The 25,053-nt window shown below is 39.3% G+C and carries 22 protein-coding genes; 13 read left to right on the top strand and 9 right to left on the bottom strand.

The window, feature by feature from the left end; translation table 11 throughout:
* The first annotated feature begins 146 nt into the window (after positions 1-146).
* The 5 genes from ABMQ40_RS09475 to murI all read left to right on the top strand — a co-directional run bounded on the left by ABMQ40_RS09475 (position 147) and on the right by murI (position 5,446).
* Positions 147-1,238, top strand: a complete 1,092-nt coding sequence (locus ABMQ40_RS09475) for a PASTA domain-containing protein (protein ID WP_370898921.1) — start codon at positions 147-149, stop codon at positions 1,236-1,238.
* Between the two features lie 73 nt (positions 1,239-1,311).
* Positions 1,312-2,376 carry an RluA family pseudouridine synthase gene (locus ABMQ40_RS09470; RefSeq protein WP_370898919.1) on the top strand — a complete coding sequence of 355 codons (1,065 nt, stop codon included), beginning with the start codon at positions 1,312-1,314 and terminating at the stop codon, positions 2,374-2,376.
* 51 nt (positions 2,377-2,427) lie between these two features.
* Entirely contained in the window at positions 2,428-3,378 is a 951-nt protein-coding gene (locus ABMQ40_RS09465; protein WP_370898917.1) for a PorP/SprF family type IX secretion system membrane protein, read from the top strand.
* Positions 3,379-3,432: 54 nt separating this feature from the next.
* Complete coding sequence (hemW, locus tag ABMQ40_RS09460; protein ID WP_370898915.1) at positions 3,433-4,557, top strand: radical SAM family heme chaperone HemW; 1,125 nt, start codon at positions 3,433-3,435, stop codon at positions 4,555-4,557.
* Between the two features lie 58 nt (positions 4,558-4,615).
* Positions 4,616-5,446 (top strand): glutamate racemase, encoded by an 831-nt coding sequence (murI, locus tag ABMQ40_RS09455; RefSeq protein ID WP_370898913.1) that lies wholly within the window; start codon positions 4,616-4,618, stop codon positions 5,444-5,446.
* A gap of 144 nt (positions 5,447-5,590) precedes the next feature.
* Here murI and ABMQ40_RS09450 read toward each other — a convergent pair whose 3' ends face one another.
* From ABMQ40_RS09450 to ABMQ40_RS09435, 4 genes are all read right to left on the bottom strand, one after another.
* The gene (locus tag ABMQ40_RS09450; RefSeq protein ID WP_370898911.1) at positions 5,591-6,166 is read right to left on the bottom strand and encodes an RsmD family RNA methyltransferase; all 576 of its coding nucleotides are present in this window, start codon (positions 6,164-6,166) and stop codon (positions 5,591-5,593) included.
* Positions 6,167-6,209: 43 nt separating this feature from the next.
* A complete protein-coding gene (locus ABMQ40_RS09445; protein WP_370898909.1) occupies positions 6,210-6,935 on the bottom strand; it encodes a DUF3822 family protein in 726 nt (241 codons plus the stop codon).
* An 18-nt stretch (positions 6,936-6,953) separates the two neighbouring features.
* On the bottom strand, positions 6,954-7,448 hold the full coding sequence (locus ABMQ40_RS09440) for a DUF8465 domain-containing protein (protein WP_370898907.1): 495 nt from the start codon (positions 7,446-7,448) through the stop codon (positions 6,954-6,956).
* Between the two features lie 66 nt (positions 7,449-7,514).
* A complete protein-coding gene (locus ABMQ40_RS09435) occupies positions 7,515-8,015 on the bottom strand; it encodes a metallophosphoesterase family protein (protein WP_370898905.1) in 501 nt (166 codons plus the stop codon).
* Positions 8,016-8,215: 200 nt separating this feature from the next.
* Between ABMQ40_RS09435 and ABMQ40_RS09430 the strand changes: the two genes are divergently transcribed.
* Positions 8,216-9,760, top strand: coding sequence for a serine hydrolase (locus ABMQ40_RS09430; protein WP_370898903.1), 1,545 nt, complete (start codon positions 8,216-8,218; stop codon positions 9,758-9,760).
* Between the two features lie 183 nt (positions 9,761-9,943).
* Here the strand turns inward: ABMQ40_RS09430 and ABMQ40_RS09425 are convergent, their stop codons facing one another.
* The gene (locus ABMQ40_RS09425; protein WP_370898901.1) at positions 9,944-10,420 is read right to left on the bottom strand and encodes a SixA phosphatase family protein; all 477 of its coding nucleotides are present in this window, start codon (positions 10,418-10,420) and stop codon (positions 9,944-9,946) included.
* Positions 10,421-10,533: 113 nt separating this feature from the next.
* Here ABMQ40_RS09425 and ruvX point away from each other — a divergent pair, with 113 nt between their 5' ends.
* The 6 genes from ruvX to ABMQ40_RS09395 all read left to right on the top strand — a co-directional run bounded on the left by ruvX (position 10,534) and on the right by ABMQ40_RS09395 (position 14,739).
* A complete protein-coding gene (ruvX, locus tag ABMQ40_RS09420; protein ID WP_370898899.1) occupies positions 10,534-10,950 on the top strand; it encodes a Holliday junction resolvase RuvX in 417 nt (138 codons plus the stop codon).
* A complete protein-coding gene (gene def / locus ABMQ40_RS09415; protein WP_370898897.1) occupies positions 10,947-11,519 on the top strand; it encodes a peptide deformylase in 573 nt (190 codons plus the stop codon). Before ruvX ends, def begins: the two co-directional genes overlap by 4 nt.
* A 76-nt stretch (positions 11,520-11,595) precedes the next feature.
* Entirely contained in the window at positions 11,596-12,156 is a 561-nt protein-coding gene (locus ABMQ40_RS09410) for a DUF5606 family protein (RefSeq protein WP_370898895.1), read from the top strand.
* A gap of 118 nt (positions 12,157-12,274) precedes the next feature.
* Positions 12,275-13,051 (top strand): nucleoside triphosphate pyrophosphohydrolase, encoded by a 777-nt coding sequence (mazG, locus tag ABMQ40_RS09405; RefSeq protein WP_370898893.1) that lies wholly within the window; start codon positions 12,275-12,277, stop codon positions 13,049-13,051.
* Complete coding sequence (locus ABMQ40_RS09400) at positions 13,048-13,929, top strand: hypothetical protein (protein ID WP_370898891.1); 882 nt, start codon at positions 13,048-13,050, stop codon at positions 13,927-13,929. The genes mazG and ABMQ40_RS09400 overlap by 4 nt, the downstream gene beginning before the upstream one ends.
* A gap of 246 nt (positions 13,930-14,175) precedes the next feature.
* Complete coding sequence (locus tag ABMQ40_RS09395) at positions 14,176-14,739, top strand: hypothetical protein (RefSeq protein ID WP_370898889.1); 564 nt, start codon at positions 14,176-14,178, stop codon at positions 14,737-14,739.
* Positions 14,740-14,800: 61 nt separating this feature from the next.
* Here the strand turns inward: ABMQ40_RS09395 and ABMQ40_RS09390 are convergent, their stop codons facing one another.
* Positions 14,801-18,517: a metallophosphoesterase gene (locus ABMQ40_RS09390; protein WP_370898887.1), complete on the bottom strand. Its 3,717-nt coding sequence runs from the start codon at positions 18,515-18,517 to the stop codon at positions 14,801-14,803.
* Positions 18,518-18,543: 26 nt separating this feature from the next.
* On the opposite strand from ABMQ40_RS09390, the gene ABMQ40_RS09385 reads away from it, so the two are divergent.
* On the top strand, positions 18,544-19,701 hold the full coding sequence (locus ABMQ40_RS09385) for a Pycsar system effector family protein (RefSeq protein ID WP_370898885.1): 1,158 nt from the start codon (positions 18,544-18,546) through the stop codon (positions 19,699-19,701).
* Positions 19,702-19,783: 82 nt separating this feature from the next.
* Here ABMQ40_RS09385 and ABMQ40_RS09380 read toward each other — a convergent pair whose 3' ends face one another.
* The 3 genes from ABMQ40_RS09380 to ABMQ40_RS09370 form a co-directional block, all read right to left on the bottom strand.
* Positions 19,784-22,087, bottom strand: coding sequence for a GAF domain-containing protein (locus ABMQ40_RS09380; RefSeq protein ID WP_370898883.1), 2,304 nt, complete (start codon positions 22,085-22,087; stop codon positions 19,784-19,786).
* Positions 22,088-22,160: 73 nt separating this feature from the next.
* Complete coding sequence (locus ABMQ40_RS09375; RefSeq protein WP_370898881.1) at positions 22,161-23,540, bottom strand: NADH-quinone oxidoreductase subunit N; 1,380 nt, start codon at positions 23,538-23,540, stop codon at positions 22,161-22,163.
* 17 nt (positions 23,541-23,557) lie between these two features.
* Positions 23,558-25,051 carry a complex I subunit 4 family protein gene (locus ABMQ40_RS09370; RefSeq protein WP_370898879.1) on the bottom strand — a complete coding sequence of 498 codons (1,494 nt, stop codon included), beginning with the start codon at positions 25,049-25,051 and terminating at the stop codon, positions 23,558-23,560.
* Positions 25,052-25,053 lie beyond the last annotated feature (2 nt).

Raw genomic sequence — 25,053 nt, 5'->3', positions numbered from 1 at the left:
ATCAATTGAGGCAAATTTAATCATTTTATATAATGCGATAGGGGAAAATCCGAAATTTTGGAGCCAAAAGTGAAATGTGTTAAATAAAAATCACATTCTAAAATTATTAATTATATTTGCTGTCATAATTATAGTATTTTTTAAGTATGCTTAAATCACTTTTCAATTGGAAAGTTTTACTGAACTTATTATTGGCCATTGGTGTTTTTATAGGGTTGGTTTGGCTTACATTCCGTTGGTTAGAATATCATACCAATCATGGTCAGGAAATACCTGTTCCCAATGTGGTGAACAAATCCGTATATGAAGCTGTAAAAATATTGGAAGATGCAGGTTTGGAATATGAGGTGGACAGTGCGAAATATGATCCTAAATATAAATCTTTTCAGGTTCTTAAAATGTCTCCGTCATCAGGTTCCCGTGTAAAAGACGGAAGAGCTATTCAACTGATGGTTAACCCGAGATCCTGGGCCCCGGTTGCCATCCCTGATGTTATCAATAAATATTCGGGGCTTGCTTTCCAGAGGCTGGACCAGGTGGGCTTAAAAGTGGGGGACACTATTTTTGAGCCGAGTATCCAAAAGGATGCTATCCTTAGAATACTATATAAAGGAAATGCCGTAAAACCAGGATCGCTGGTACCAAGATTTTCAGTAATCGATGTAGTGGTAGGCTCTGGCCCGATGAGGAATATTTCAATTCCTAATGTAGTAGGATTAACGGTAAAAGAAGCAAGGGGTGTTATTGCCAGAAGCTTATTTGAAGTGGGACTGGTAGAGCACGAAGATGGTGGAAAAGATGAATCCGATATCGTTTATTATCAGGATCCGGCAGCTGGAGACATCCGGGACCAGGGTATGCAGATGGATCTGTGGGCCAGTAAGAAAACCCCTGCCGAATTAAGTGCCAGAATCGAGCAGCTTAATTCTATATATCGAATGAAAGAAGATACAAGCCTGCCACCGATAAGGTATGAAGAAGTGCCTGTTTACAAAGAACCGGTTTATGAGCCTGTTCCTTCTACGGTTCCAAAGAAAGATACTCCGAAGCCTGTAGATCCGCCTGCAAAAACAGATGCTCCTAAGCCAGCAGGCACAAAGCCGGTGGCTACAGAGAACAGATCCAGGACAGGCAATACTGCCGGTAATGGCTCCGGTGATAATAATACCTCAAATAAAATGGCAACCTCTGCACAGCAGACTCAAAAACCAAAAGCTAAAAAAGTAGTAGTAGAATAGAGCTTTGCCGATCATAAAAATTACTGGCTTCAACATAACAGCGTTGAAGCCTTTTGTGTAAAAAGATAAAAAAATGACAGAAGATAACGAGGATTTTTTGGATGACGGATTGCTGGATCCCGTCAATCTGGATATTGACGAGGAAAATAAAGGGCTGTATGAGCATCTTAATATCACTGTTGACAGCAAACAGGAGCCTTTAAGAATAGATAAATTCTTATTAATATACCGTCAGAATTCTTCCAGAAATAAGATCTCCCAAACCTGCCGGGCAGGAAACGTTATTGTAAACGGGAATCCCGTAAAGCAGAATTACCGGGTAAAGCCCGGCGATCAGATATCAGTGCTGTTGACACATCCTCCAAGGGAAAATGTGATTATTCCACAAGATATTCCTATTAATATCGTTTATGAAGATGAAGACCTGGTGGTTGTGGATAAAGAGGCAGGTATGGTTGTACATCCGGGATTCGGCAACTGGGATGGAACATTGGTCAACGCTCTGGCTTACCATTTCGAGAAAAACGGGGAAAAATCAGATTTGGACCGGGTAGGTCTTGTCCACAGGATAGATAAGGATACTTCCGGATTATTAGTGATTGCTAAAAATGAATTTGCCCTGAGCTTTCTGGCCAAACAGTTTTTTGAAAGAACCACGAAAAGGCTGTACTGGGCTTTTGTGTGGGGAAATCTACAGGACGATGAAGGGACGATAAGGGGGCATATCGGAAGGCATCCCAAAAACAGAATGCAAATGTCTGTATATGAAGATGGCAGCCAGGGAAAACATGCCGTTACCCATTATAAGGTAATCGAGCGTTTTAAGTATATGACGTGGGTAGAGTGCAAGCTGGAAACGGGAAGAACGCACCAGATCCGTGCGCACTTTAAGCATATCGGGCATACCTTGTTTAATGACGAAAGATATGAAGGCCATACTGCGCTAAGAGGAGTTAACCTGCCGAAATACAGGCAGTTTATAAAAAATGTTTTTGAAATTCTCCCCAGACATGCCCTTCATGCCCATACTTTAGGATTTATACACCCCACGACCAGAAAAGAATTATATTTTGAGAGTCCAATGCCTAAAGATATGGCGGATGCTGTAAAAAAATGGAGAAAATATTTGGAAAACTAAAAATATATTGAGAATTTTTTTATATTTGTTGAATTGAAATCAAGATTTGTTATGAGAAAACTATATGCTATCGTATGTTTAGCTCTTTTGTCAAATGCATACAAAGCACAAGAAACACTACCATACTATCAACAATATCTTTTGGATGGTGAGTTTCTGTTCAACCCAGCACAATACGGAAAAACAGACTATGTTCAGCTAAATCTCAACTACCAACAACAATTTACCAAGTTCAGCGAATCTCCAAATGTACAATCTGTGGGGATCAATGCTAACATTTTTGATAGAGTAGGGGCAGGTATTTCTGTTTTCAGAGATAGTAACGGGCCTATTTCTGCAGGAGGTATTACAGCTGGTGCTTCATATTTTATTCCTCTTAGCAGCGAAGGAGACAGAAAAGACCAGTTCTCTTTCGGTACAAGTGTCAGCTTCTACAATATGAATTTTGATTATTCAAAAATTAATACCGAAGATGCTTCCGACCCGTTATTACAGGGAAGTGAAAGTAATATTTTCATGGCCTATGCCAACTTCGGGGTGGCGGCTACCTACAGAAATATCTTCGCAGCGGTTTCTGTAAATGATATTGCTCTAACCAATGATGATGCCATCGTGAACGGACGTGAGCCTTCTCCGATCAAATTCTTCTTAAATTTAGGATACGACTGGCATTTTGCAGACAATATGTATTTAACTCCATCTGCCTTGATCAACCTAAATACCAATTCCACAAGAACCATTGATTATAACTTAATGGCTACCTTCTTTAATGATATCAATTCATTCTCTTTTGGGGTAAACTACAGATCCGTTCAAAACAGATTTGACAGCCAACAGTTACAGATCGCTCCTGTGGTGAAAGTAAGATTCAACAAATTTATGGTGGGTGCTACTTACAACATCGGGTTATCTGATATCCAGGATTATGGTGGAAACAGCTTTATGGTCGGATTAGGATATAATTTCGATAACTTTATTAATCGCAGAGGATATAGATATTAATCCATTAAAATTAAATAAATTTGAGCTCTGATTTTTCAGGGCTTTTTTTTATTTATGATTTACATCCATATTCCGTTCTGTAAGCAAAAGTGCAGTTACTGCAATTTTCACTTTTCAACCTCTTTAAATCTTAAAGATGAAATGCTTGCTGCAATGAAAAAAGAGATCTTTTTAAGAAAAGATGAGTTGCAGAACAGGTCATTACAATCTTTATACTTCGGTGGCGGAACACCTTCCATTCTTTCTGCCGATGAAATAGATTCACTGATAGATGAGGTTCTGAAGTATTTTAGCTTTGAGAAAGATATCGAGATTACACTTGAGGCCAATCCGGATGATCTCGATAAAAATTTTCTGAAGAGATTGAGCCAGTCTCCTGTGAATCGTTTATCAATAGGGACGCAGAGCTTCTTTGATAAAGATCTGAAACTGATGAACCGGGCTCATAATGCTTCGGAAGCGGAAGGATCGATTAAAAGAGCACAGGATTCGGGATTTGAAAACTTAAGCATAGACCTTATCTATGGTTCACCAACTTCCAACCTGGAGATCTGGAAAGAGAATTTAAATAAAACAGTTGCCCTGGAAGTGCCCCATATTTCGTCCTACGCTTTAACCGTTGAGCCTAAAACAGCTTTGAATGACTGGATCGCCAAAGGCAGGCTTTCCGGCCCCAAAGAAGAGGAGCAGAATAGAGAGTTTTACTATCTGTCAGATTTCCTGAAAGACAAAGGGTTTGAACATTATGAGATCTCCAATTTTGCAAAACCGGGATTCTATTCCAGACACAATTCAGCCTATTGGAAATACAGGGAATATTTAGGGATCGGGCCGTCTGCCCATTCTTATAACGGCTTTGATACAAGAAGCTGGAATGTAGCCAATAACCAGCAATACCTGAAACAGCTGGGCTCCGGTTCCCTTGCCAAAGAAGAAGAGATCCTGTCTCAGGAGGACCGGTTTAATGAAATGATCATGATCGGGCTGAGGACAGCCTGGGGCGTAGAACTGGGAAGTTTAAAGTCTAAGTTCAATGACCGGATCCTTGAGCATTTCCGGAATGAAGTAAAACCTAAACTGGAGGAAGGAGTGTTACTTATTGAAAATGACCATTTAAAGATCCCTGAAAAGCATTGGTTTATGGCTGACGGGATAGCTTCTGATTTGTTCCTGATATAGTTGAAGCATTTAATCAATCAATTAAAATTCATTATTTTTGTATAAAATTTCAGCTCATTTGAAAACTAAGAAACAAGATTATTCGCATCTTTCACCAAAACAGCCTATCGGAATTTTTGATAGCGGGGTAGGTGGTTTAACCAATGCCAAAGAAATAAAAAGACTTCTTCCCAATGAAGACCTGATATACTTTGGGGATACAAAGCATCTTCCGTATGGTGAAAAGTCAAAAGAAGCCATTATTGAATATTCTACAAAAATCACCAATTTCCTGTTGGAACAGAATTGTAAGGCCATTGTGATTGCCTGCAATACCGCAACAGCCAATGCCCTGGATGAAGTAGTAGAATCCGTTGCAGGTAAAGTGCCCGTTATCGATGTGATCAATCCTGTCGCGGAAAAAGTAGCTTATGAGATTCATAATAATATTGGGGTAATTGCTACAAAGGCAACAGTAAATTCCGGATTATATAAAAAAAGCATCCGGAAGCATAATAAATTCATTAAGGTTGATGAGCTGGCAACCCCGCTGCTGGTGCCTGCCATTGAAGAAGGTTTCAAAAACCATCCCATTACCCATGCGATCATCTACAATTATCTCAGCAATAATAAGCTGAAAAATATCGAAACCCTAATCCTGGGATGTACCCATTACCCATTGCTGATTGATGAGATCAGGCAATATTACGGAAACAGGGTCAGGGTGATAGATTCCCCTAATATTGTGGCCAATCATCTGAAGATCATCCTGGATAAATATGGCCTTTTAAATGACAATAATCCGAATCCGAGCTATCATTTCTATCTTTCGGATCTTACCAAGAACTTTGAAAGGATATCTAAAAAAATTTTTGGGAAAAGTATTGATTTAGAATTAAAAGTATTATAAAACAGGCTGCCTCAATCGGGCAGCCTGTTTTATAATATCAGTAAAGTCCGGTTTTCTTCATGATTTTGGAGCCGGATTGTGCAACTTCTCGATACGCTTCACTTCGTTCCGCTACTCGAAGTGACGGTTATCTGGAATATAAGATTATAGTTCCTGATTATCCCCTTCTTTATTTGCTTCAAAAAAACTGAAGCTTACATTGCCGTACTTTCTGGTGTCGGTTAAGTTGGGATGCTGGAGTTTTAGCCGGCTTTGGTGCTCCACTATAAGGACGCTGTTTTCTTTTAAATACTTATTATTCAGAATCAGAGAGATCATTTCATAGTATTTCTTTTCTTCGGTTTCAAAAGGTGCATCCGCAAATACAATTTCAAAAGATTTTTTATTCCGGAACTTTTTCAGCCAATCGAAGACATCGCCTCTTTGTACATTCACCTGTAAGGCCATATCCAGATCGGAAGCTGTAGAATGGATAAAGCCGGTATGCTTGGGGTTTATTTCTACAGAAGTGACGTCCTGACATCCTCTTGAAGCAAATTCCAGTGAAATGGAGCCGATCCCCGCAAAAAGATCCAATACGGAGACAGACTGCATGTCATACTTATTCTCCAGAATACTGAATAGAGCTTCCTTGGCAAAGTCTGTAGTAGGCCTTACATCAAAATTCTTGGGAGCAGCTATTTTTTTTGCCTTCCATCTTCCGGAAATTATTCTGTACATATGTTTATTAGTGTTAGGAACCAAACGGGACGAGCTATTGCTCTTATCCTACCTGATTCAGTATAAAATTTTTATTAGGAATATTATCGTATACAATTTTAAGATGCTTCACAAACTTCTGCAATTCGGAGAGAAAAGTTTCATTTTCGGTGGTTTCTCCGTAAGCAAAAAAGTTCGTGTCATTAATCCCAAATCCTATTTTACTCAAAGTAAACATGATGAAATAAAGAAAATCCACTTCTGAATTTACATCCAGGTTATTGTACAGGATGATCTGTTTATTGTCAATTGCCAAAAATTCACACTGGTTATGATAAAGATTAATATGGATCTCCTTATTATTTTTAGTGTGGATTGAATTTAAGAACTTTTCCCCTGAAAAATTGAAATGTACCGGAATAGCCAGGTCTTTAATTTTTCTGTAGTAATTCTTTGGAAAAGTATAATAAAACTGCACTTTGTATTTTCTGTTGATGGAAAGCATCAGCTCTTCCTTTTCTTTGTCAACAGGTGCATTGAATGCTATCAGATCAAAACCTGCCTCATGTTCGGAAAACCCTTCAGGCATTAAAGTGAAATGATTGAGGGCCGAAACAACAGAAATTTCATCAAACCTCTGTTTTATTAAAACTTTTTCAAGCTCATCGGCAATGAAGTTCTCCGGAGATTCTTCCGTAACGAAATAAGACTTTTCTTCCAGAATGCTTTTATTCCGGGCGATTTGATAGATTAATCCGTCTTTGGTAAAAAGTAAATTAAGTACGTTCATATTTCAATTGCTGCAAATTTAGTGAAATTCTACCATTACCGCGCCCGATTGATGATGAAGTATCTCCTTATTGTAAAAATCGATACGGGTCTGGCTCTCCAGGACTTCCCAAACCATCTTTTGAAGGGTGCCGTCACCGATTCCGTGAACTATTTCCAGCTTTTTCAGATGATTCTTCCTGCAGAGGTCCAGTGTTTCCAGCAACTTTTCTTTCTGAATGAAAAGCCTTTCAAAACTATCGTAGTCATCAGGATTTTTAACCAGATTATGGAAATGCAGATCGAGGACGAGATGATTCTTCTGATGCTTTTTAGAAACAATCTTTTTGGGCTCAGCTTTTTCTATTATCCTTATGTTTTCATAAATATCCGCATTTTTAGGGACAAGCTTCTCTTTGGGATATTGATGGGTAAACCCATAGCCGTCTTTAAAGACTACTGTATTTCCTTTAACGGAAGTTACCACTCCGCTTAAATCTTCATCCACTACGGAAACTTTATCGCCAATTTTCATAGTATTCAGAAACCTGGATTTAATTAAATTTACACATTAATAACAATTCTGAAGTGGAAGTGCTTCTTATTCCATTTTAGGTCCTAATTCAATAACTTCCAGGTCCTTTATTTCCTGTCCGTCAATCACAAAACGCATCATAGTCCTCATTTTATGCCAGCCCTGTTTGCCACAGGCTCCGGGGTTCAGATGAAGCAGATTGTTCTTATCATCAAACATGACTTTCAGAATATGGGAATGCCCCGAGATAAAAAGTTTAGGAGCTTTCTCGGTGATTTCTTTTCTGGCTAAAGGAGAATACCTTCCCGGATATCCGCCAATATGGATCATCAAAACCTCAACATCCTCACAGAAAAACCTGTTCACTTCCGGAAACTCAGAGCGGATCTTAGCATTGTCTATATTGCCGTAGACCCCTTTAAGCGGTTTGATCTTTTCAAGCTGTTCAATAACATCCATGCTTCCGAAATCCCCACAATGCCAGATCTCGTCTGCTAGTCCGGCATACTCTAAGATGCGGGAATCAATATAGGAATGGGAATCGGAAAGGAGTAGTATTCTGGTCATTGTCTGAATTTTTTCAATTTATTATCCGGTAATTTTGCAAAGATACGTGTTGCAGACTTTTTTTGCTGAATCTGGCCCATCTCTTTTTTAATATTCATCAGCAGTCCTGCTTCGGACTCATTCATTCGTGGATAAACGGTTTTCAGCAATAACTGAACGGATCATGCAATATTTATTACCTTTGAAAAAATTAGAAAAAAATGAAGCAGAAAATTTCCTTTTTCCTTTTTCTTATAGTGGTTGCTTTATTCAATGCGCAGATTGAAGAAAAAAAGCTGGATGGGTTAATTCAGAATACCCTGAAAACCTTTGATGTTCCGGGCATGTCGGTTGGAATTGTAAAAGACGGGAAAATTATTTATTCAAAAGGTTTCGGGGTACGTTCCCTGGTCACAAAACAACCTATGGATGAAAATACCCTGGTGGGTATTGCTTCAAACTCCAAGGGTTTTACCTGTACGGCTTTGACAATTCTGGCGGATGAAGGCAAACTGGATTGGGATGACAAGGTTTCCAAGTACATACCTGAGTTTCAGATGTATGATCCGTATGTATCTCAAAATGTCACAATTAAAGATCTGGTGACACACCGGGCAGGATTAGGCCTCGGACAGGGTGATCTGATGTTTTTTCCCGAGGGTGGCAGCTTAACGGTAAATGATATTATCCACAATGTAAGGTATTTGAAGCCTGAAAATCCTTTCAGAACTACCCTGGATTATAACAACATTATGTTTATCGTAGCAGGAGAAGTGATTCACAGAGTTTCGGGATTAAGCTGGGCGGAATTTATAGAGCAGAGAATCATGAAGCCGGTGGGAATGACTTCCAGTTTCGGAAGCTACAGTAGGGCAAAAGCTGTGGCAAATAAAATTGATGCCCATGCTCCTGTTGACGGAAAAGCGATTGCCGTTCCGCATGACTGGAGTGAAACCGCCAATGCAGCCGGCGGGATTATGAGCAATATCAAGGATATGAGCACCTGGGCAGAATTTCTGCTGAACAACTTCACTACCAAAGAAGGTAAAAAACTGGTGTCCGATAAGCAGATCCAGCAGCTTTGGAGTTTGCAGATACCAGATACGGTGGCACCTAAAAATCCTTATGATACCAGTTTTTACGGCTATGGGATGGGGTGGTTCTTAAGTGATGTCAAAGGATACAAGCAGATCCAGCACACAGGCGGACTGATCGGGACTGTGACGCAGTTTACCCTTATCCCGGATCTGAAGCTCGGAATCATTGTATTAACCAATCAGCAATCGGGAACGGCATTCAATACCATTACCAATACGGTAAAGGATTCATATCTTGGAATTGCAGACAGGAACTGGCTGAAAACATACAGCGAAAGGATGGCAAAATTGAATGCTGAATTTGAGAAACAGAAAAAAGAAGCTTTTTCAAAGGCAGAAGCTTTCAAAAAGGAGACAGGCCTGCAGCCGAAAGCCGAACAGTTTACGGGTAAGTACCACGATCTCTGGTTTGGAGACGTTGATATATCCCGGCAGGGAAATGTCTACCGGATATCGTGTGCCAACTCTCCGAGATTAAAAGGAGAGCTGCTGCCATATTCCAATAATTCTTTTATCATCAGATGGGACGACAGAAGCTATGATGCTGATGCTTACATTATTTTCAGTTATGATGAGAACGGCAAGGCACAATCTGCCACCCTGAAGCCAATATCAGAGGTCACGGATTTCAGCTTTGATTTTGGCGATCTTGACCTGAGGAGAAAATAGAGTTATTGACAGATATAGAAAACGGGCTTTGGCCCGTTTTATTTATTCTGCGTGGGCGGTGATGCCTGCCTAATATAGCAGCTTAATAAACTCCGGCAAACGTTTTTACTATTGGATATAACTGGATTTGAAGTTGGAAAATAGCTTTCTTTCTTCTGATATAAGAAGAACTTTAAATTGAGTTCAAATTTTCCCAGGCTCATAAAAGAACAGAAGCTTTTTACGGGCGCCATCAAATTCAGACCAGGAATTACAGTCTATTTCAAAGCCTGCGACTCCGCAGGTAGGAAAGTGGAAAATATCTTCCGAAATGGAATTGGCAAAATTGGAGATTCCGTTGTTATGCGAGAAAAAAGCGACGGAATCATGATTGTCATCCAGATCATAAATGACCGAGTGAAAATTATTTTCAGAAGGGTTATAAAGCTTCTCATTCGTAATAATGCTGAGCTGGTATGCCTGATTAAAAATCTTGCATGTGTTCAGTGCGCGAACTGCCGGGCTGGAAACAAAATAATCTATGGAAATATTATTATTTTTCATGAATCTGGACATATTCATGGCTTCTTCCAATCCTTTGTCCGCCAAAGGTCTGTCAAAATCTTCTGTTTCTTCCGGCCAGTCACTTTTGGCATGTCTTACGAGAATGAGTTTCTTCATAATTCGTTTTTTAGAGAATTAAAATTATAAAAAAAATAATGGAATAAAACATGATTTAGAAAAAAAACTGTGTAGGGAATAAAATCATTAAAATTTACTAAATTTGCAAACCTATGGGACAGATCCTTGCAATAGACTATGGAAAGGCACGTTGTGGCATTGCTGCAACCGATGATATGCAGATTGTTGCCAGTAGTGTTGATACAGTGGAGACCCGATCCTTACTGGAATTTCTTAAAAAATATTTCAGTAAAAATAATGTGGATGAGGTGGTAATAGGACTCCCTGTGGATTTAAAAGGAAATATTTCAGAGGTGGAGACCGATATTTTAAAATTTATTGAAGAGTTGACAAAAGAGTTTCCGGCTCTTCCGGTTCACCGCTTCGATGAAAGGTTTACCTCCAAAATGGCTTCGTTTTTTATTTCCCAAAGCGGCAAAAATAAAAAACAAAGACAAGAGAAAGGTTTGATTGATAAAGTAAGTGCAACCATTATATTGCAGAATTTTTTAGAACAAAGAACAAGATGATTTTACCGATAAGAGCATTTGGAGATCCTATTTTAAGGAAGGTAGGCAAGGATATAGATAAGAACTATCCGGATTTGCAGGAACTTATAGACAACATGTTTGAAACCATGTACAGTGCCAATGGCATAGGATTGGCAGCACCTCAGATTGGTTTGGATATCCGTTTGTTTATAGTGGATATCTCTCCTTTGGCGGAAGATGAAGATTACGAGGACATCAGAGATGAGCTGGCAGAGTTTAAAAAAGTTTTTATTAATGCCAGAATTCTTGAAGAATCGGGGGAAGAATGGAAGTTCAATGAAGGTTGCCTTTCTATTCCGGATGTGAGGGAAGACGTAAAAAGAAAAGGAACAATAGTCATAGAATATTATGACGAAAATTTTGTGAAACATACAGAAACTTTTTCCGATATTAGAGCCCGCGTAATTCAGCATGAATATGATCACATTGAAGGAATCTTGTTTACTGACCATCTCAGTGCACTGAAAAAAAAGCTGGTAAAAGGGAAGCTGACAAAGATTTCTCAGGGTGACGTAAGCATCAATTATAAAATGAGATTTCCAAAATAAAATATTAAACATTAAATAAATAGAATAAAGAACAAAAAGCCAAAGGCTGATTGTATAATTGACAAAAAATAAAATTATGCTGTTAGAAAAAATAATTTCAATTTCCGGAAAACCAGGACTTTACAAATTAGTTTCTCAATTAAGAAACGGGTTTATTATTGAAGATGTTACTACAAAGAAAAAAGTAAGCATAGGAAACTCCAGCCAGGTAAGCTTGCTGGATAATATCGCCATGTTTACTTTTGATAAAGAAGTTCCTTTGTTCGAAGTTTTTGAAAATATTGCAAAAAATCATGATTATAAGGAAACGATTTCGCATAAATCCGGTGATGCCGAGCTGAGAGAGTTCATGTCGGCCTCCCTTCCTAATTATGATACGGAAAGAGTATATATTTCTGACATCAAAAAATTGGCGCAATGGTATAATATTCTCCAAAAGTCAGGATATATTACTCCTGAGAGCTTTGCAAAGGCTGAGCCTGAAACATTGGAACCTGCCAGAGAGGAAGTAAGCATAGAAAAGGAAGCTCCTAAAAAAGCAGCAGCCCCTAAAGCTGAAAAGCCTGCGACTCCAAAAGTAAAGGCGACCTCTGCGGCCAAATCCGCTCCGAAAAGCACCCACACGAAAAAAGGATAATTCATTTTGAATTCCCGGATAAACAAAGCCTTGCCAGCATTCTCGCCGGCAGGGTTTTTCTTATTAGAAAATTAATAAAGTTTGCCTTACATTTGTACTACTTTGAACCCTTTATCTTATGAATACCAAACAGGAAAAACTGGAAGCCTTCGGAAGGCTGCTGGACATAATGGATGATCTGCGTGAAAAATGCCCGTGGGATCAGAAGCAGACCCTGCAATCACTCCGTCATCTGACCCTTGAAGAAACTTATGAGCTTTCAGATGCTATTTTACAGGAAGATCTGCAGGAAATCAAAAAAGAACTGGGAGACGTTCTGCTTCATCTTGTTTTTTATGCTAAGATAGGTTCTGAAAAAGAAAGTTTTGACATTGCTGACGTGATCAATTCCCTTAATGAAAAACTGATTTTCCGGCATCCGCATATTTACGGGGATACGGAAGTAAAGGATGAGGAAGAAGTAAAACAAAACTGGGAAAAGCTAAAGTTGAAGGAAGGAAATAAATCTATCCTGGGAGGAGTTCCCAAAAGCCTACCGAGCCTGGTAAAAGCCTTCCGGATACAGGATAAAGTAAAAGGGATTGGCTTTGAATTTCATGATGCGGAAGATGCCTGGAAGAAGGTAGACGAAGAGATCCGCGAATTTCATGCGGAAACAGATCCGGATAAAAAAGAACAGGAGCTGGGAGATGTATTTTTTTCATTGATCAACTATGCAAGAATCTCAGGAATCAATCCGGATTCGGCTTTGGAAAGAACCAATCTGAAATTCATATCCAGATTCCAGCAGATGGAAGGGCTGGCTAATGAAAGAGGCCTGAAGCTTTCGGAGATGCCCCTGGAAGAAATGGATCTTCTGTGGGATGAAGTGAAAATATTAAATAAAAACAGATGAAAATGCATATTATTGGTACGCTTGTATCCCTTTTGTTAATGGGATGCAATCCGAAGAATCAGAATGAACAACTGAAAAAAGAAGATCCTATCCGGCCGGAATTTTCGCTGCCTAAAAAACTGAAGGAAATTTCGGGAATAGCACTTTCAAAAGATGGTAAAACAATCTGGGGAATCGAAGATCAGGGAAATAAAAATGTCATTTACGGCCTTGATCGTAAAGGAAATCTGATTGGCGATGTCCTGGTGGAAAACGCGGAAAACCACGACTGGGAAGATATCACAGCAGATACTCAGGGAAATATCTATATCGGAGATTTTGGAAATAATGAGAACGACCGGCAGGATTTATCGATTTTAAAAGTTGATCTAAAAGATGCTTCCCAGAAATCCACAAAAGTTACCCAGACCACAACATTCCATTATGAAGGACAGACGGAATTTCCGCCCAAGAAATCCTACTGGCTGTATGATTGTGAAGCTTTTGTAGAAATGGACGGCCAATTTTATCTTTTTACAAAAAACAGAAGCAAAGGCTTTGATGGTACTTTCCTGGTTTTTAAAATTCCCAATCAGGAAGGTGACTTTGAAGCTAAGCTTATCGGTAAATTAAAGCTTCAGGGCGGTTACAGCGATGCCGCGATTACTTCTGCAGCGATTAACAGCACCAAGGATAAAATCGTTCTGTTAAATCATAAAAATGTTCAGGTTTTAACCGGCTTTTCAGCGGACGATTTCAGCAAAGTAAATATTCAGAAAGTTTCTTTAAACCATAATTCCCAAAAAGAAGCGGTTGTTTTCCTTGATGATAAAACACTTCTCATTGCCGATGAAAAGGATGGAAAAGAGGGTGGGAATGTATATAGGCTTTCTTTGTAAGTTGTGCAGGAAATTGTATTTTTGCGACTGAAAAATAACTATGAAAAAACTTTTTTATGTATTATAGGAATATTTTTTTCATGTAGTAATGATGAGAGTATAATTGCTGCTGAACAGGATTTATAACCAGAAAAAATTTCCGTTTTTATAGCTTCACTTCCTAAAACCTATTCTTCACTTGCCCCGCATCTTAATTACGAATTTTCATATGAAAATGGTCTTCTAAAAAAGGCTTCCGGTAAAATTATGTCACCAACTCCGGGCATTACCATTTTTATGACAGCCCCATATTCTTTGTTTTCTTACAATAATGATAAGATATCTATTCAGCATTCAGAAATAGCAGATAATGGTGCCAAGAAAGAAATCTGTAATATGGAGAACGGAAAGCTTAAAAGCAGGTATTTGTATGATGGTTCAGATTTCCTGTTTTCAGAGAAAACGTACGCTTACCAGGCAGACAAGGTTATTGTAGATGAAAAGAAATATACCTGGGAATATTTTACAACATATTTCTTTGACTCAAACCAAAATTTAATTAAAAGCGAAAAATTAGAAAAGTCGGGAGGTATAGATTCTAAACTTACAACAACTTTTTATTCAAATTTCGATACTGCAAAAAATCCTTTTAAAAAATTATATTTATGTAATGATAACTTTTACGAAAAAAGCTTATCAAAAAACAATTATCGAAAGATAGATTATACAGTCCAGGACCTTCAGAATACACAGTTCCCTCTTGGAAATGGACATTCAGAATGGACCTATTCCTATGGTTCGGACGGGCAGGTAATCCTGAAATTGCAATAAAAAAAATAAAAACCGCAGAACTTTCTGCGGTTTTTTATGTAAAATGTACAGTTCATTACATCTAAAAAGTCATTCCCACACCACCTGAAATCCTTCCGCCATCAGATCCGTAAAAATAATTGAGTCTGGCGGAGAACATTTCCACAATACTTAACCAGAATCCGGCACCCACTGACTGATGCCATTTCCGGGAATCTTCATGGTCATTCCACACCCTGCCGATATCGTAGCCTACCAGAATGCCCATATTGGCAGGAATAATATTGTTGGGAACCCTGCCAAAATCCCATCGTATTTCAGAGTTATTTGTAAAATAAGATTTGCCGGAGAACCTGTCATTTCTGAACGCCCTCAATCCGTTATTACCTCCTATGCTTGCCGCCTGATAAAATTCGAAATTATTGTTATTGATCCACATACCATTGCTGGCATTGGCAAATACAAAATACCCCTTTTTATCGATTCTGTGGTCAAAGGCCAGCGTTCCGGTAAGCGCCAGGAAATTCCTGTTGAAATCTGTAAGATTAGCTTTCCAGTCGGCATTTACGGTAAATTCCATGCCTAAAGTAGGAAAAGCATTATTATCGAGGTTTTTATAGCTGAATGTGTAATTGGCTCCTCCAAATTGCTGGCTTTGGAATACTTCCGGCCTTACATCCGGGGAAACATCTACGAAGCGGTTGCCGTTTCTCTGCACCTTATTGTTTTCGAAGGTCAGCTGAAACTGATGCGATAGGTTCATCCAGCTTTTTTTAGAAACAGACGGGGCAAAACTGAATTTTGAAATCCTTGCTCTGTTATATTTTCTTTCCGTATCCGCTTTATCATACTCACTTTCATTGGATAAGCCAAAGAAATTTTCAGCAAAACGAGGGGTGGTATAGGCCGCATCGAGATTGAGATCCCACCCTGAGATCGCTTTTTTGAAAATTCCTTTGTAAATAAGGTTGAATCCGGCTGTTGCGGTATAAAAGTTAGCCTTTAAGCTATGCTTTTGGGTATAGGGTGCCCGGATGAAATTGTTTACCGTATAATTGGCCAGGACACCAATGATCACCCCGTCATCAGGATTATAATCTGCATTGGGATAGCCTGCAACAAAATTATATTTCGGATGCTTATAGTCATAGGTGTTGATATCATAATCATCGGAAATCCTTTTCTTTGCGGAAGCCGCATTATAAGTATTTTTTTGAGACCTGAAATCATAAATCTTCACCCGGCTTCCGTTGGCAATATTGTAGGTGTCGTGATTGTAGCCTCCTATCAGCCTGATATTCATTTTCGGTTTACCTTCTCCGGAAACCTCGTAAATATCATCGTCTTCCAGACCATAAATCCAAAGTTCTTTTGTCTCAGAATCCGCATACGTTTTTTCAAAAACCAGTTCCGGATTTTGTTTGTTCTTGTCTAATTTATATTGCTGAACTGTAACGGTATTTCCTTTTTTAATGATTACGAACTTATCCGGGTCCACCGTTCCGGCCAAAGGAACTTTTTTCTGTAAGACCTCATAATATTCGGATGCATAATCCTGTAATTTTGTTTTCCGGACTTTAAGCTTTGCCTGGATATCGGCAATCGTTTCATCCTTCACCTCTTTTGGCAGGTTGTTGAAAGCTTCATCAATATCCTTATCCGTCAGATATTCCTGAATATATTGGGCCTGGGCCACCCATTCTTCTCTGGCAGAACCTTTCAGAAATATTAAATCCAATGGATAAGGCTCCATATTCATCCATTTCACGTTTTTGATATCTTCCCTGAAAGTTTTCATGTGACGGATAGCCGGGATATTCATAATGATCTTAAATGCGGCGCCGTCATATTTGCTGAAAGCCTGATCCCTGTCCCGGGGTATCGGTTTATAAGTTACCTTATCACCATTTTTATATTCCGCCCATTTCCACTGATCGGAATGCCGGTCCCAGTCACCGATAAGCATATCAAAGATTCTTGCCCTGATGTAAGATTCTTTATCTACGGAATATTTATAGTTTTTGGTAAGATTTTTTAAAACATCATCGGTGGAAACAATATCGCTGGCATTGCCGAAGGACTCCAGCGTTTTAGGGTCGGAGGAGAAGCGTTCTTCAATCATATACATTTCGTCGCCGTAGTTTTCATTATATACCCCCAGAGCTTTCTGTTTCGGGATATAATATAACCTTGGATTGCTGTGATATATGTTGAGCTTATCAGCCAGGTTTCCCACCGAAAAAGGGGTGAAGGGGTGATTGGTTGTATAGAAATCCAATAAAAATTTCTCCGGGAAAGTATTCTTAAGCTCATTCCCGAAAGTATTTTTTTTGAACGCCATATTATTAAGAAAACGGACTGCGCTTTTTTTAACGCCTCTCATCACGAATTCCTGCCCATCCTTAGCTTTTAACCGCAAACTATTTGATTGGTTTCCACCGCCTTCCCTGAAAGGGATATAGCCTCCATCCAGCTCGGAGATATTGGCAACAGGCGCTTCAACAGGGATTCCGTAATATTTTCTGTAATGCTCACCCCAGAGCCATCGGTACACCCTGCCTTTTTCGGTTAGTTCTTTAGGGTATATGGTTGAGGTAACTGTAGCCGGGAAAGTATCCGGGTAATTGTTTATAAATTCCTTGGGCTTTTCAATGACTGTTATCTGGGTCAGCTTTTTTTGTTGACCTCCCTCTGTTGAAAAAAAATCCACATCAGCGCTTTCATCTTTCCTGATATTGAGTATGGCAAAACCGCTTCCGCCATAAGAAAAGTCTGTTTTCTCCGCTATGGTGGAAGGATCTCTTTTTGATCCGGATCCGCTGATGATCTGCCTGATATTCCTGTTTTTATGATATTGCAGATTATGGTCATGCCCGGAAACAAAAATAATATTATCCTTTTCCTGGACGATGCTTTTCAGCCTGTTGGCCAGATCTGCATAATGCTGATTATTAATATCCTCAGGATTGGCTCCGGACGAGCTCCTCAGGACGTTTACTATGGTAGCCACACCGGGAAGAGGCACTTTACCCTGAAACGGGAAAAGGTGGGATCTTGCGGACGTATATCCCGCGTGCGTACCGCTACTGACCACCGGATGGTGTAGGGCTACGATGATCTTCTTATCCTGGTTTTTATTAATGATATCTTTAAATTCGGTAAAAAGATCTTCCCGGGTTTTGATATCGCAGTTCTTGTTGATCCCCGGATATTTGTTCCAGTTGACCAAAGCCCATTCCGTATCGATAACGATAAGTTTGATATCGGGGGTAAGGCTAATATCATCAATCGGGCATGAACCTTTGGGAAGAAAAGCCTTTTTATTGTTCAGATAGCTTTTTACAAACTCCTCCTGAGCCTTTAGGCCGTCGAGATCGTTATACCAGTCATGATTTCCCGGGATTACGAGTGTTTTTCCCTTAAAGTTTTTTGTGATCGCTAGCTGGGTTTCCAGCTTTTGCCTGGCCAGGGCATACTCCTTATCCGTTTCCTTCGGCATCCCTGAAGGGTAAATGTTATCCCCAAGTAAAATCAGCATGGAATTTTGATCCGCCGAATCCAGCTTGTTCTTAAGTAAACTTAAAGTGTGCTTCGCATGGGGCTCGTCTGCATTCCCGGCATCCCCGATCAGGAAAATCGTGAAATTATTTTCAGATTTTATTTCAGAATTTTTTATTTCAGATAAGTTTTTACCCTTTTTAACGTTATAGGTTGCACAAGAATATAAAAGTCCCGGAACCAGTAAAAATCTGATCGGTGCTGAAATTATTTTTAGGGATGTATTAAAGGATAAATTCATAAATTTACATTAACAAAAATTCAGGAATGAGTATTTTACACAAAGCTAAAAATTATGTTGAAACATTATTCAAAGATAAGCTATCTTCTGTATATTTTTATCATAATTTTATCCATACCACCTATACAGTAAACAAGGCAGAGGAAATTATGAAAAATACGCCTGTTTCTGAAAAGGATCAGGAAAAAGTACTGCTGGCTCTGTGGTTTCATGATACGGGTTATGTGGAAAGCCCTAAGGATCATGAGGAAAAGGGTGTTGAAATTATGACGAGATTTTTACAGAACGAAAATTATCCTGAAAATGATATTGAAGATATTGCCCGGTTGATTCTGGCAACCAAAATTGGTTATGAGCCGCAGAATCTTCTTGAAAAAATTGCAAAGGATGCAGATTGCAGCCATTTCGCAAGCTATAATTACAGTGATATTTCAGATGCCCTGAGAAAGGAATGGGAGCTTACCAACGTAAAGTGTTTTTCCAATGATGAATGGAATGAAGGAAATCTTGATATGCTTAAGAATAAGCACAAGTTCTACACCGAATACGCAAAAGAAAACTGGGAGCCCCTGAAAAAGAAAAACATCAGGAAAATCGAGAAAAAGCTGGAAAAAGAAGAGGAGAAAAAAGACAATTCTGAAAATAAAAAAGAAAAATCGGACAGAAGCGTAGATACGCTGTTCAGGGTGACTTTGAGCAACCATACAAGGCTAAGCGATATTGCCGACAGTAAAGCCAACATTCTTCTTTCGGTAAATGCAATCATTATTTCCGTATGCCTTTCCGTACTTGTTCCCAAACTGGATACACCTAAAAATTCACATCTGATCATTCCAAGCTTTATTTTGCTGGCTTCAAGTGTTCTGACCATTATTTTTGCGATTCTATCCACGAAGCCCAACGTCACCAAGGCAAGGTTCACCCCTCAGGATGTCGCAGACAGAAAGGTCAATCTTTTATTCTTTGGAAACTTTAACAGGATGATCTTTGATGAGTATAACGACGCCATGAAGGTTCTTATCAAAGACAGGGATTATATTTATGATTCTATGGTGAAGGATTTATATTATCTGGGGAAAGTTCTGGACAGGAAGTACAGGCTGTTGTCCACTACCTATAAGATCTTTATGGCAGGAATCATTATTTCCGTATTATCCTTTGGGTATGCATTTCTGTCACTTTAATTACTGCCATGGTCTGGACTTTTGACAAGAGTTTAGAGTACTTATCGGATGACGGGCATGGCTGTGCTGCCATTGGTCTTATTTACACTACCAGGGATACCCTCAGTGCCAGTAGCCCGGTGATGCCCTGGAGATCTTCGACTTTTAAAAATTCAATATCGTTCTTAAGAACATTTTTCTTCTGAAGCTTGGCAATGTATTCCAGGTACTCTTTCTGGTTCTCCATTCCGAAATAGACAATGGTGATCTTCCCCGGGCAGGTGATCCTTTCTGTGGAATCTTTTATATGGGCTTTATCCAGCCTTTTCTTTATGATCTCGTAATAGGAATTATAGGCTCCGTCTACATCAAAGCGTTTTTCATCCATGCGGAAACGGATGTCGATTTTTTCATTATACACAAAGATCAGTGAGGCGATATCCAAAGGGATCGGAAGACCTACCTTAAAGCTTTGAAATTCACGCTCCATATTGCAGATGGTTTTCAGCTGCCAGTATCTCAATTTATGAACCACTTTTGAGGTATAGTGCAGATCCGGAGCAATATTATGGCCTATGTATAAATTGTGCTCCACACCATCAGATTTAAACCTCTCATAATAATGGGGAAAAATCTGCTGGGCTTTTACCTGGCTCTCATCAAGCATGTCCGCGAGTTTTCTGTTGACCAGGGTAATGGAATCATCAAGGCTTTTCCTTTTAGCGTAAAAGAGGTCATTTTGAATAAAAACCTGCGAAAAATAATCTTTGATCTTTGCTTTTATTTCTTTTGTGGTCTTCACTTCCAGTTTTCCCTGAAGGTAGGGATGGATTTCTTCCCTCAAAAGTCTTTGGAACCGTTGTTCCGTATCCGCTTTAATCTCGTTGTTCAGTTCATTCTCAAAAATATCCAGGGCAAGTAAATATTTTTCTGAATCCGAATTGATCATGGAGAAAATATCATGTAGGCAGTCTATCTGCTGGTTAAGGTCTTCCAGCATCAGGCTGAACCGCTTTTCTGAAGAAGAACGGATATCTGAAAAACCAAAAAGAGGAGTAAGATTTTTAAACGATATCTGCTTTAGGGTGTATATTTTTTTAGACAACGAAGCATTGAAGTATTTTTCCGCCTCATTCCTGAATTTCCAGACTACACTGTCATGAATCGAAGTGTATTCCCGTTGAATGATAGCTTCAATCTGATAATTTTTCTCAAAATTGAACCGGTTGAGTGAGAAAAGAATCATATCGGTAAAAAACTCCATTTTCTTAAGCTTTAAGCCATTGAAGCTGTTAGCCAGAGGAGAAGTAAATTCCATGATAGCCAGCAGCTCATTATCTTTTACAATGGGGATTACCATAAAGCTGTTGATATTGTTCTCTTTGAGAATGGAGAAAGAGGGCCGCCTTTTTATTTCCTCGTCCAGATTATTCACATTGGAAATCACAATAGGTTTTGAATTGTGGTTCAGATTATTGAATGTGTTCTTACGGGTTTCCTCATCAAAGGCATTGATCCAGAAATCCAGGATATGATTGGTAAAAAGATTTTCATAGATCGGGATCTTTTCCAGTCTCTGGTCTTTCTTGTTGAAGAGCATTAGACCGAAATTAAGCTCGGCCACGTCAAAATAAGATTTAAAGATCTCAGTCAGATTCCCGTCCGGAGAAAGATTTTCCGGATCGATCTGTATCATGCTTGACTTTAAATCAGACAATGCCACTTCTGAAGTACAGTCGACAAGGGAAATGATACTGAAACCTTTTAAAACCCAGGATTGGGATGGAAAGTACTTTTTCCATAGTTTGAAGTCGTCCAGGTTTTCCAGGAGCATATCTATTACATCATCGGAGGGGATTTTGGCCTTATCTGTAGGATAAATTTCTGTAAAATCTGAATTTACCGTGATCTTGTAGTGTTTTATGATCCCCTGCTTATTAGGAATGTCATAATAAAAAGGAAGGGTGGTCTTGATATCCTTTTTGAAATAGCTTTGCAAAATAAGGCAGCAGCAAAACACATAGAACTCGTCATCATCAATATTACGGAGCTCTATTTCAAAATCTTTTCCAGCATCCTTAAGAATATTTTTGAATCTTTCAGTATAATTGAAGGTGATATTTGACAGCGGACTGCTGGCAGCTTTAATCTCATTATTGGTTAATCCTGTAGGGAACAGATCCGCCAGAAGGAGTTTGATGAGGTCTTCATATTTTTCCAGCAATGAGAGATCCTGAAACCCGTCCTTCAGTTCCCGGAAGTTCTTCGTTTTATTGATAAGAGATTCTGCATAGTTAACCCGGTATTCCAAACGGTCATTATAGCGGATATGCTCAAGCACATCCAAATATTTTTTGAATGAAATATAAACCTGAAATGGGGAGTCCTTTTTGTAAAGATTTGCCAAAAGCTGAAATTTAAAGTAAAGTTATAAAAAAAGCACAACTTTTCGGTTGTGCTTATATTATTTTAGCGGGCTTTTATAATCCGAATTGTGTGGCAAACAGATCAGGGAAAATTCCGAGAATGATTATTGAAGCAATAACGAACGCGGCTACAATATTATAGGTAAGGGTAACTCTTTCTGAGGATTTGAAGGTAGTTTCCTTGAAAAAGAACATGGCTATGATTAATCTCAGGTAATAAGCGATCGAAAGGGCGGAACCTAAAACCGCAATCAGAACCAGGAATGCAGCGCCGTTCATGGCCTGTGAGAATAATGCAAATTTACCCATAAAACCTGCAGTCAGCGGAACTCCTGCCATAGAAAGCATTGAAATGGCAGCTGTTGTGGCCAGTAGAGGTTCAGATTTTGCCAATCCTTTGAAAGCCCCGAAAGAAGTTTCTCTTTTTAGTTTTTCCACCCAGATCAGACACATGAATACACCTACTGTAGATAAGGAATAAGCAAATAGGTAAAATGCCAGATTATAGGTGGAGAGATTCGTCATTCCGAAGAATACCAATCCGATATATCCTGCATGCGAAACGGATGAATAGGCCAGCATTCTTTTTGCATTTGTCTGGGCAAGACCCATAACGTTTGCCAGCAGCAATGTAATGATTATGAATACTCCCAGAACGTTAATCCATTCGTGGGTAACTCCCGCGAAGCTTATGGTCATCAGTCTGAACAGGGCAAAGAACCCAGAGATCTTTACAACGCTTGCCATAAAGGCCGTGATCAGCGAAGGTGCTCCATAATAAACATCAGGGCTCCACATATGGAAAGGCGCTAATGCCACCTTGAACGCCAGTGCGCAAAGGATCAGCAGAACTCCCAGGATGAACATCACATTGGAAGGGTTAGCCGTACCGAAATCATGGATCTTATAAATATCAAAGCTTCCAGCACTTCCATAGATAAACGCAATACCGAATAACAGGAAGCCGGTTGCAAATGCACCCATCAAGAAATATTTGATCGAAGCTTCGTTGGACCTAAGGTCGGTTTTATTGGCTCCTGCCATTACATAGAGAGGAATGGAAAGAATTTCCACACCTAAAAACAGGGTAACCATATTCTGGTATCCGAAAAGGATGATCCCCCCACATAGGGCAAAAAGCATCAATGCATATAATTCAGACTGGTGGCTTCTGTGATTGCTGAATGCAAAACCTCCCAGGAAGAATAGCAATAAAGTGGTTACAATTGATATCTTAGTGAATAATGCAGTATTTGCACTGTAATCATACATATGTCTGTATTGTTCGAAAAACGAACATTCTGGCATAAAGCTTACATATAATGCGATGATTAATCCCAAAATCCCAATGTATCTTGCGAATTTCCCCTGTTCAAAAACTCCTGAAAATAACGCAATAACTGCCGTTAGGAAAACAATAATTAAAACACTCATTTCTCTAAAATATCAAATTAACTTACCATTGATTGGTAGATAAACTTCAACGAACTATTCACCATTTCGATTACCGGTTGTGGGAAAATCCCTAGCAGGATCACGAAGACCGCCAAGCTTGCCAATACTGAAAATTCGGCTCCTGATAGATCTCTGGCAGTGCTCAATACCGCTTCATTACCCTCCCCGAACATTGCTTTTCCATAAAATCTTAACAGATAAACAGCGGCAAAGATCACGGTAAGACCCGCTATTATGGCTGCGGTTCCATTGAAATCATACACTGATTTCAGCAGGATAAACTCCCCGATGAATCCATTGGTTAGCGGAACTCCCATTGAGCCCAGTATAATGATCAGAAAGAGTATGGCAAACTTCGGAGCCACTTTGGCCAAACCACCCATCTGTCTGATATCTCTTGATTTAAATCTCTTGTACAGAATATCACAGCAGTAGAACAGACCGGCTACGTTGATACCGTGAGCAAATGTCTGTACCAAAGCCCCTTCAGCTCCTTCAATATTGAATGTTCCCCTCAAGGAGATCACTGCTGAAGCAAAGATACCTGCAACGATCAGTCCGACGTGGGAGAAAGAAGAGTAAGCAATGATTCTTTTCATATCCGTCTGCACGATGGCAATCAAAGCACCATGAACTACTCCTATAATGGCAAGGATAATGACGATCTGCCCTGAGATCCCTGCGATCGGAACCGGAGTAACCGGCAATAAGTAACGTATTACTCCATATACTGCCATCTTAAGCATAATCCCTGATAGCAACATTGATCCCTGAGTAGGAGAGTAGGTATAAGTATCAGGCTGCCATGTATGGAATGGGAATACCGGTAATTTCACTGCAAAGGCAAAGAATATGAACCAGAATACCACTGTCTGTTGCGTTTCATTAAGCTGCGCATTGTACAGGTCAGTTAAGGCAAATGATGCAGAATGATTGTAAACATAGATCAATCCTGCCAGCATAAACAATGACCCCACAAATGTATATACGAAGAATTTCGTAGTAAATTCCAACCTTTTATTTTCCTGTCCCCAAAGTCCGGCAATGAACCAAATCGGTATCAGAGTTACTTCCCAGAAAATGTAGAATAATAATCCGTCCAGAGAGGTGAAAACCCCTACGAGCCCGAATTGCATCAACAGAATCAATCCGTAGAAAGAATTTCTGTAGCTTACATTCTCATTGAAAGAAGATAAAATGATGATTGGCGTTAAAATGTTGGTCAGCAGCAAAAGCAGCATGCTCATTCCGTCAATCCCGAAATGAAGGGAGCTTTTGATATATTGAGACCATGGATAATTGATTTCATACTGCAACACACTGTCTACCGTCGGAGCAAAATTAAAATCCGAAAGTGCATAAAAAGTGAGCAGCATCTGTATCAATGCAATTCCTAGCGCCAAATATTTGCTGGAATTATTCTTCCAGGCAAAAACTAATCCCGAACCTACAAGAGGTAAAAGTAATAATGTTAATAGTAAATACGACATTA

Source organism: Chryseobacterium gossypii (assembly GCF_041361455.1).
GTDB lineage: Bacteria > Bacteroidota > Bacteroidia > Flavobacteriales > Weeksellaceae > Chryseobacterium > Chryseobacterium gossypii.
This window is presented reverse-complemented; position numbering and strand designations above follow the sequence as displayed.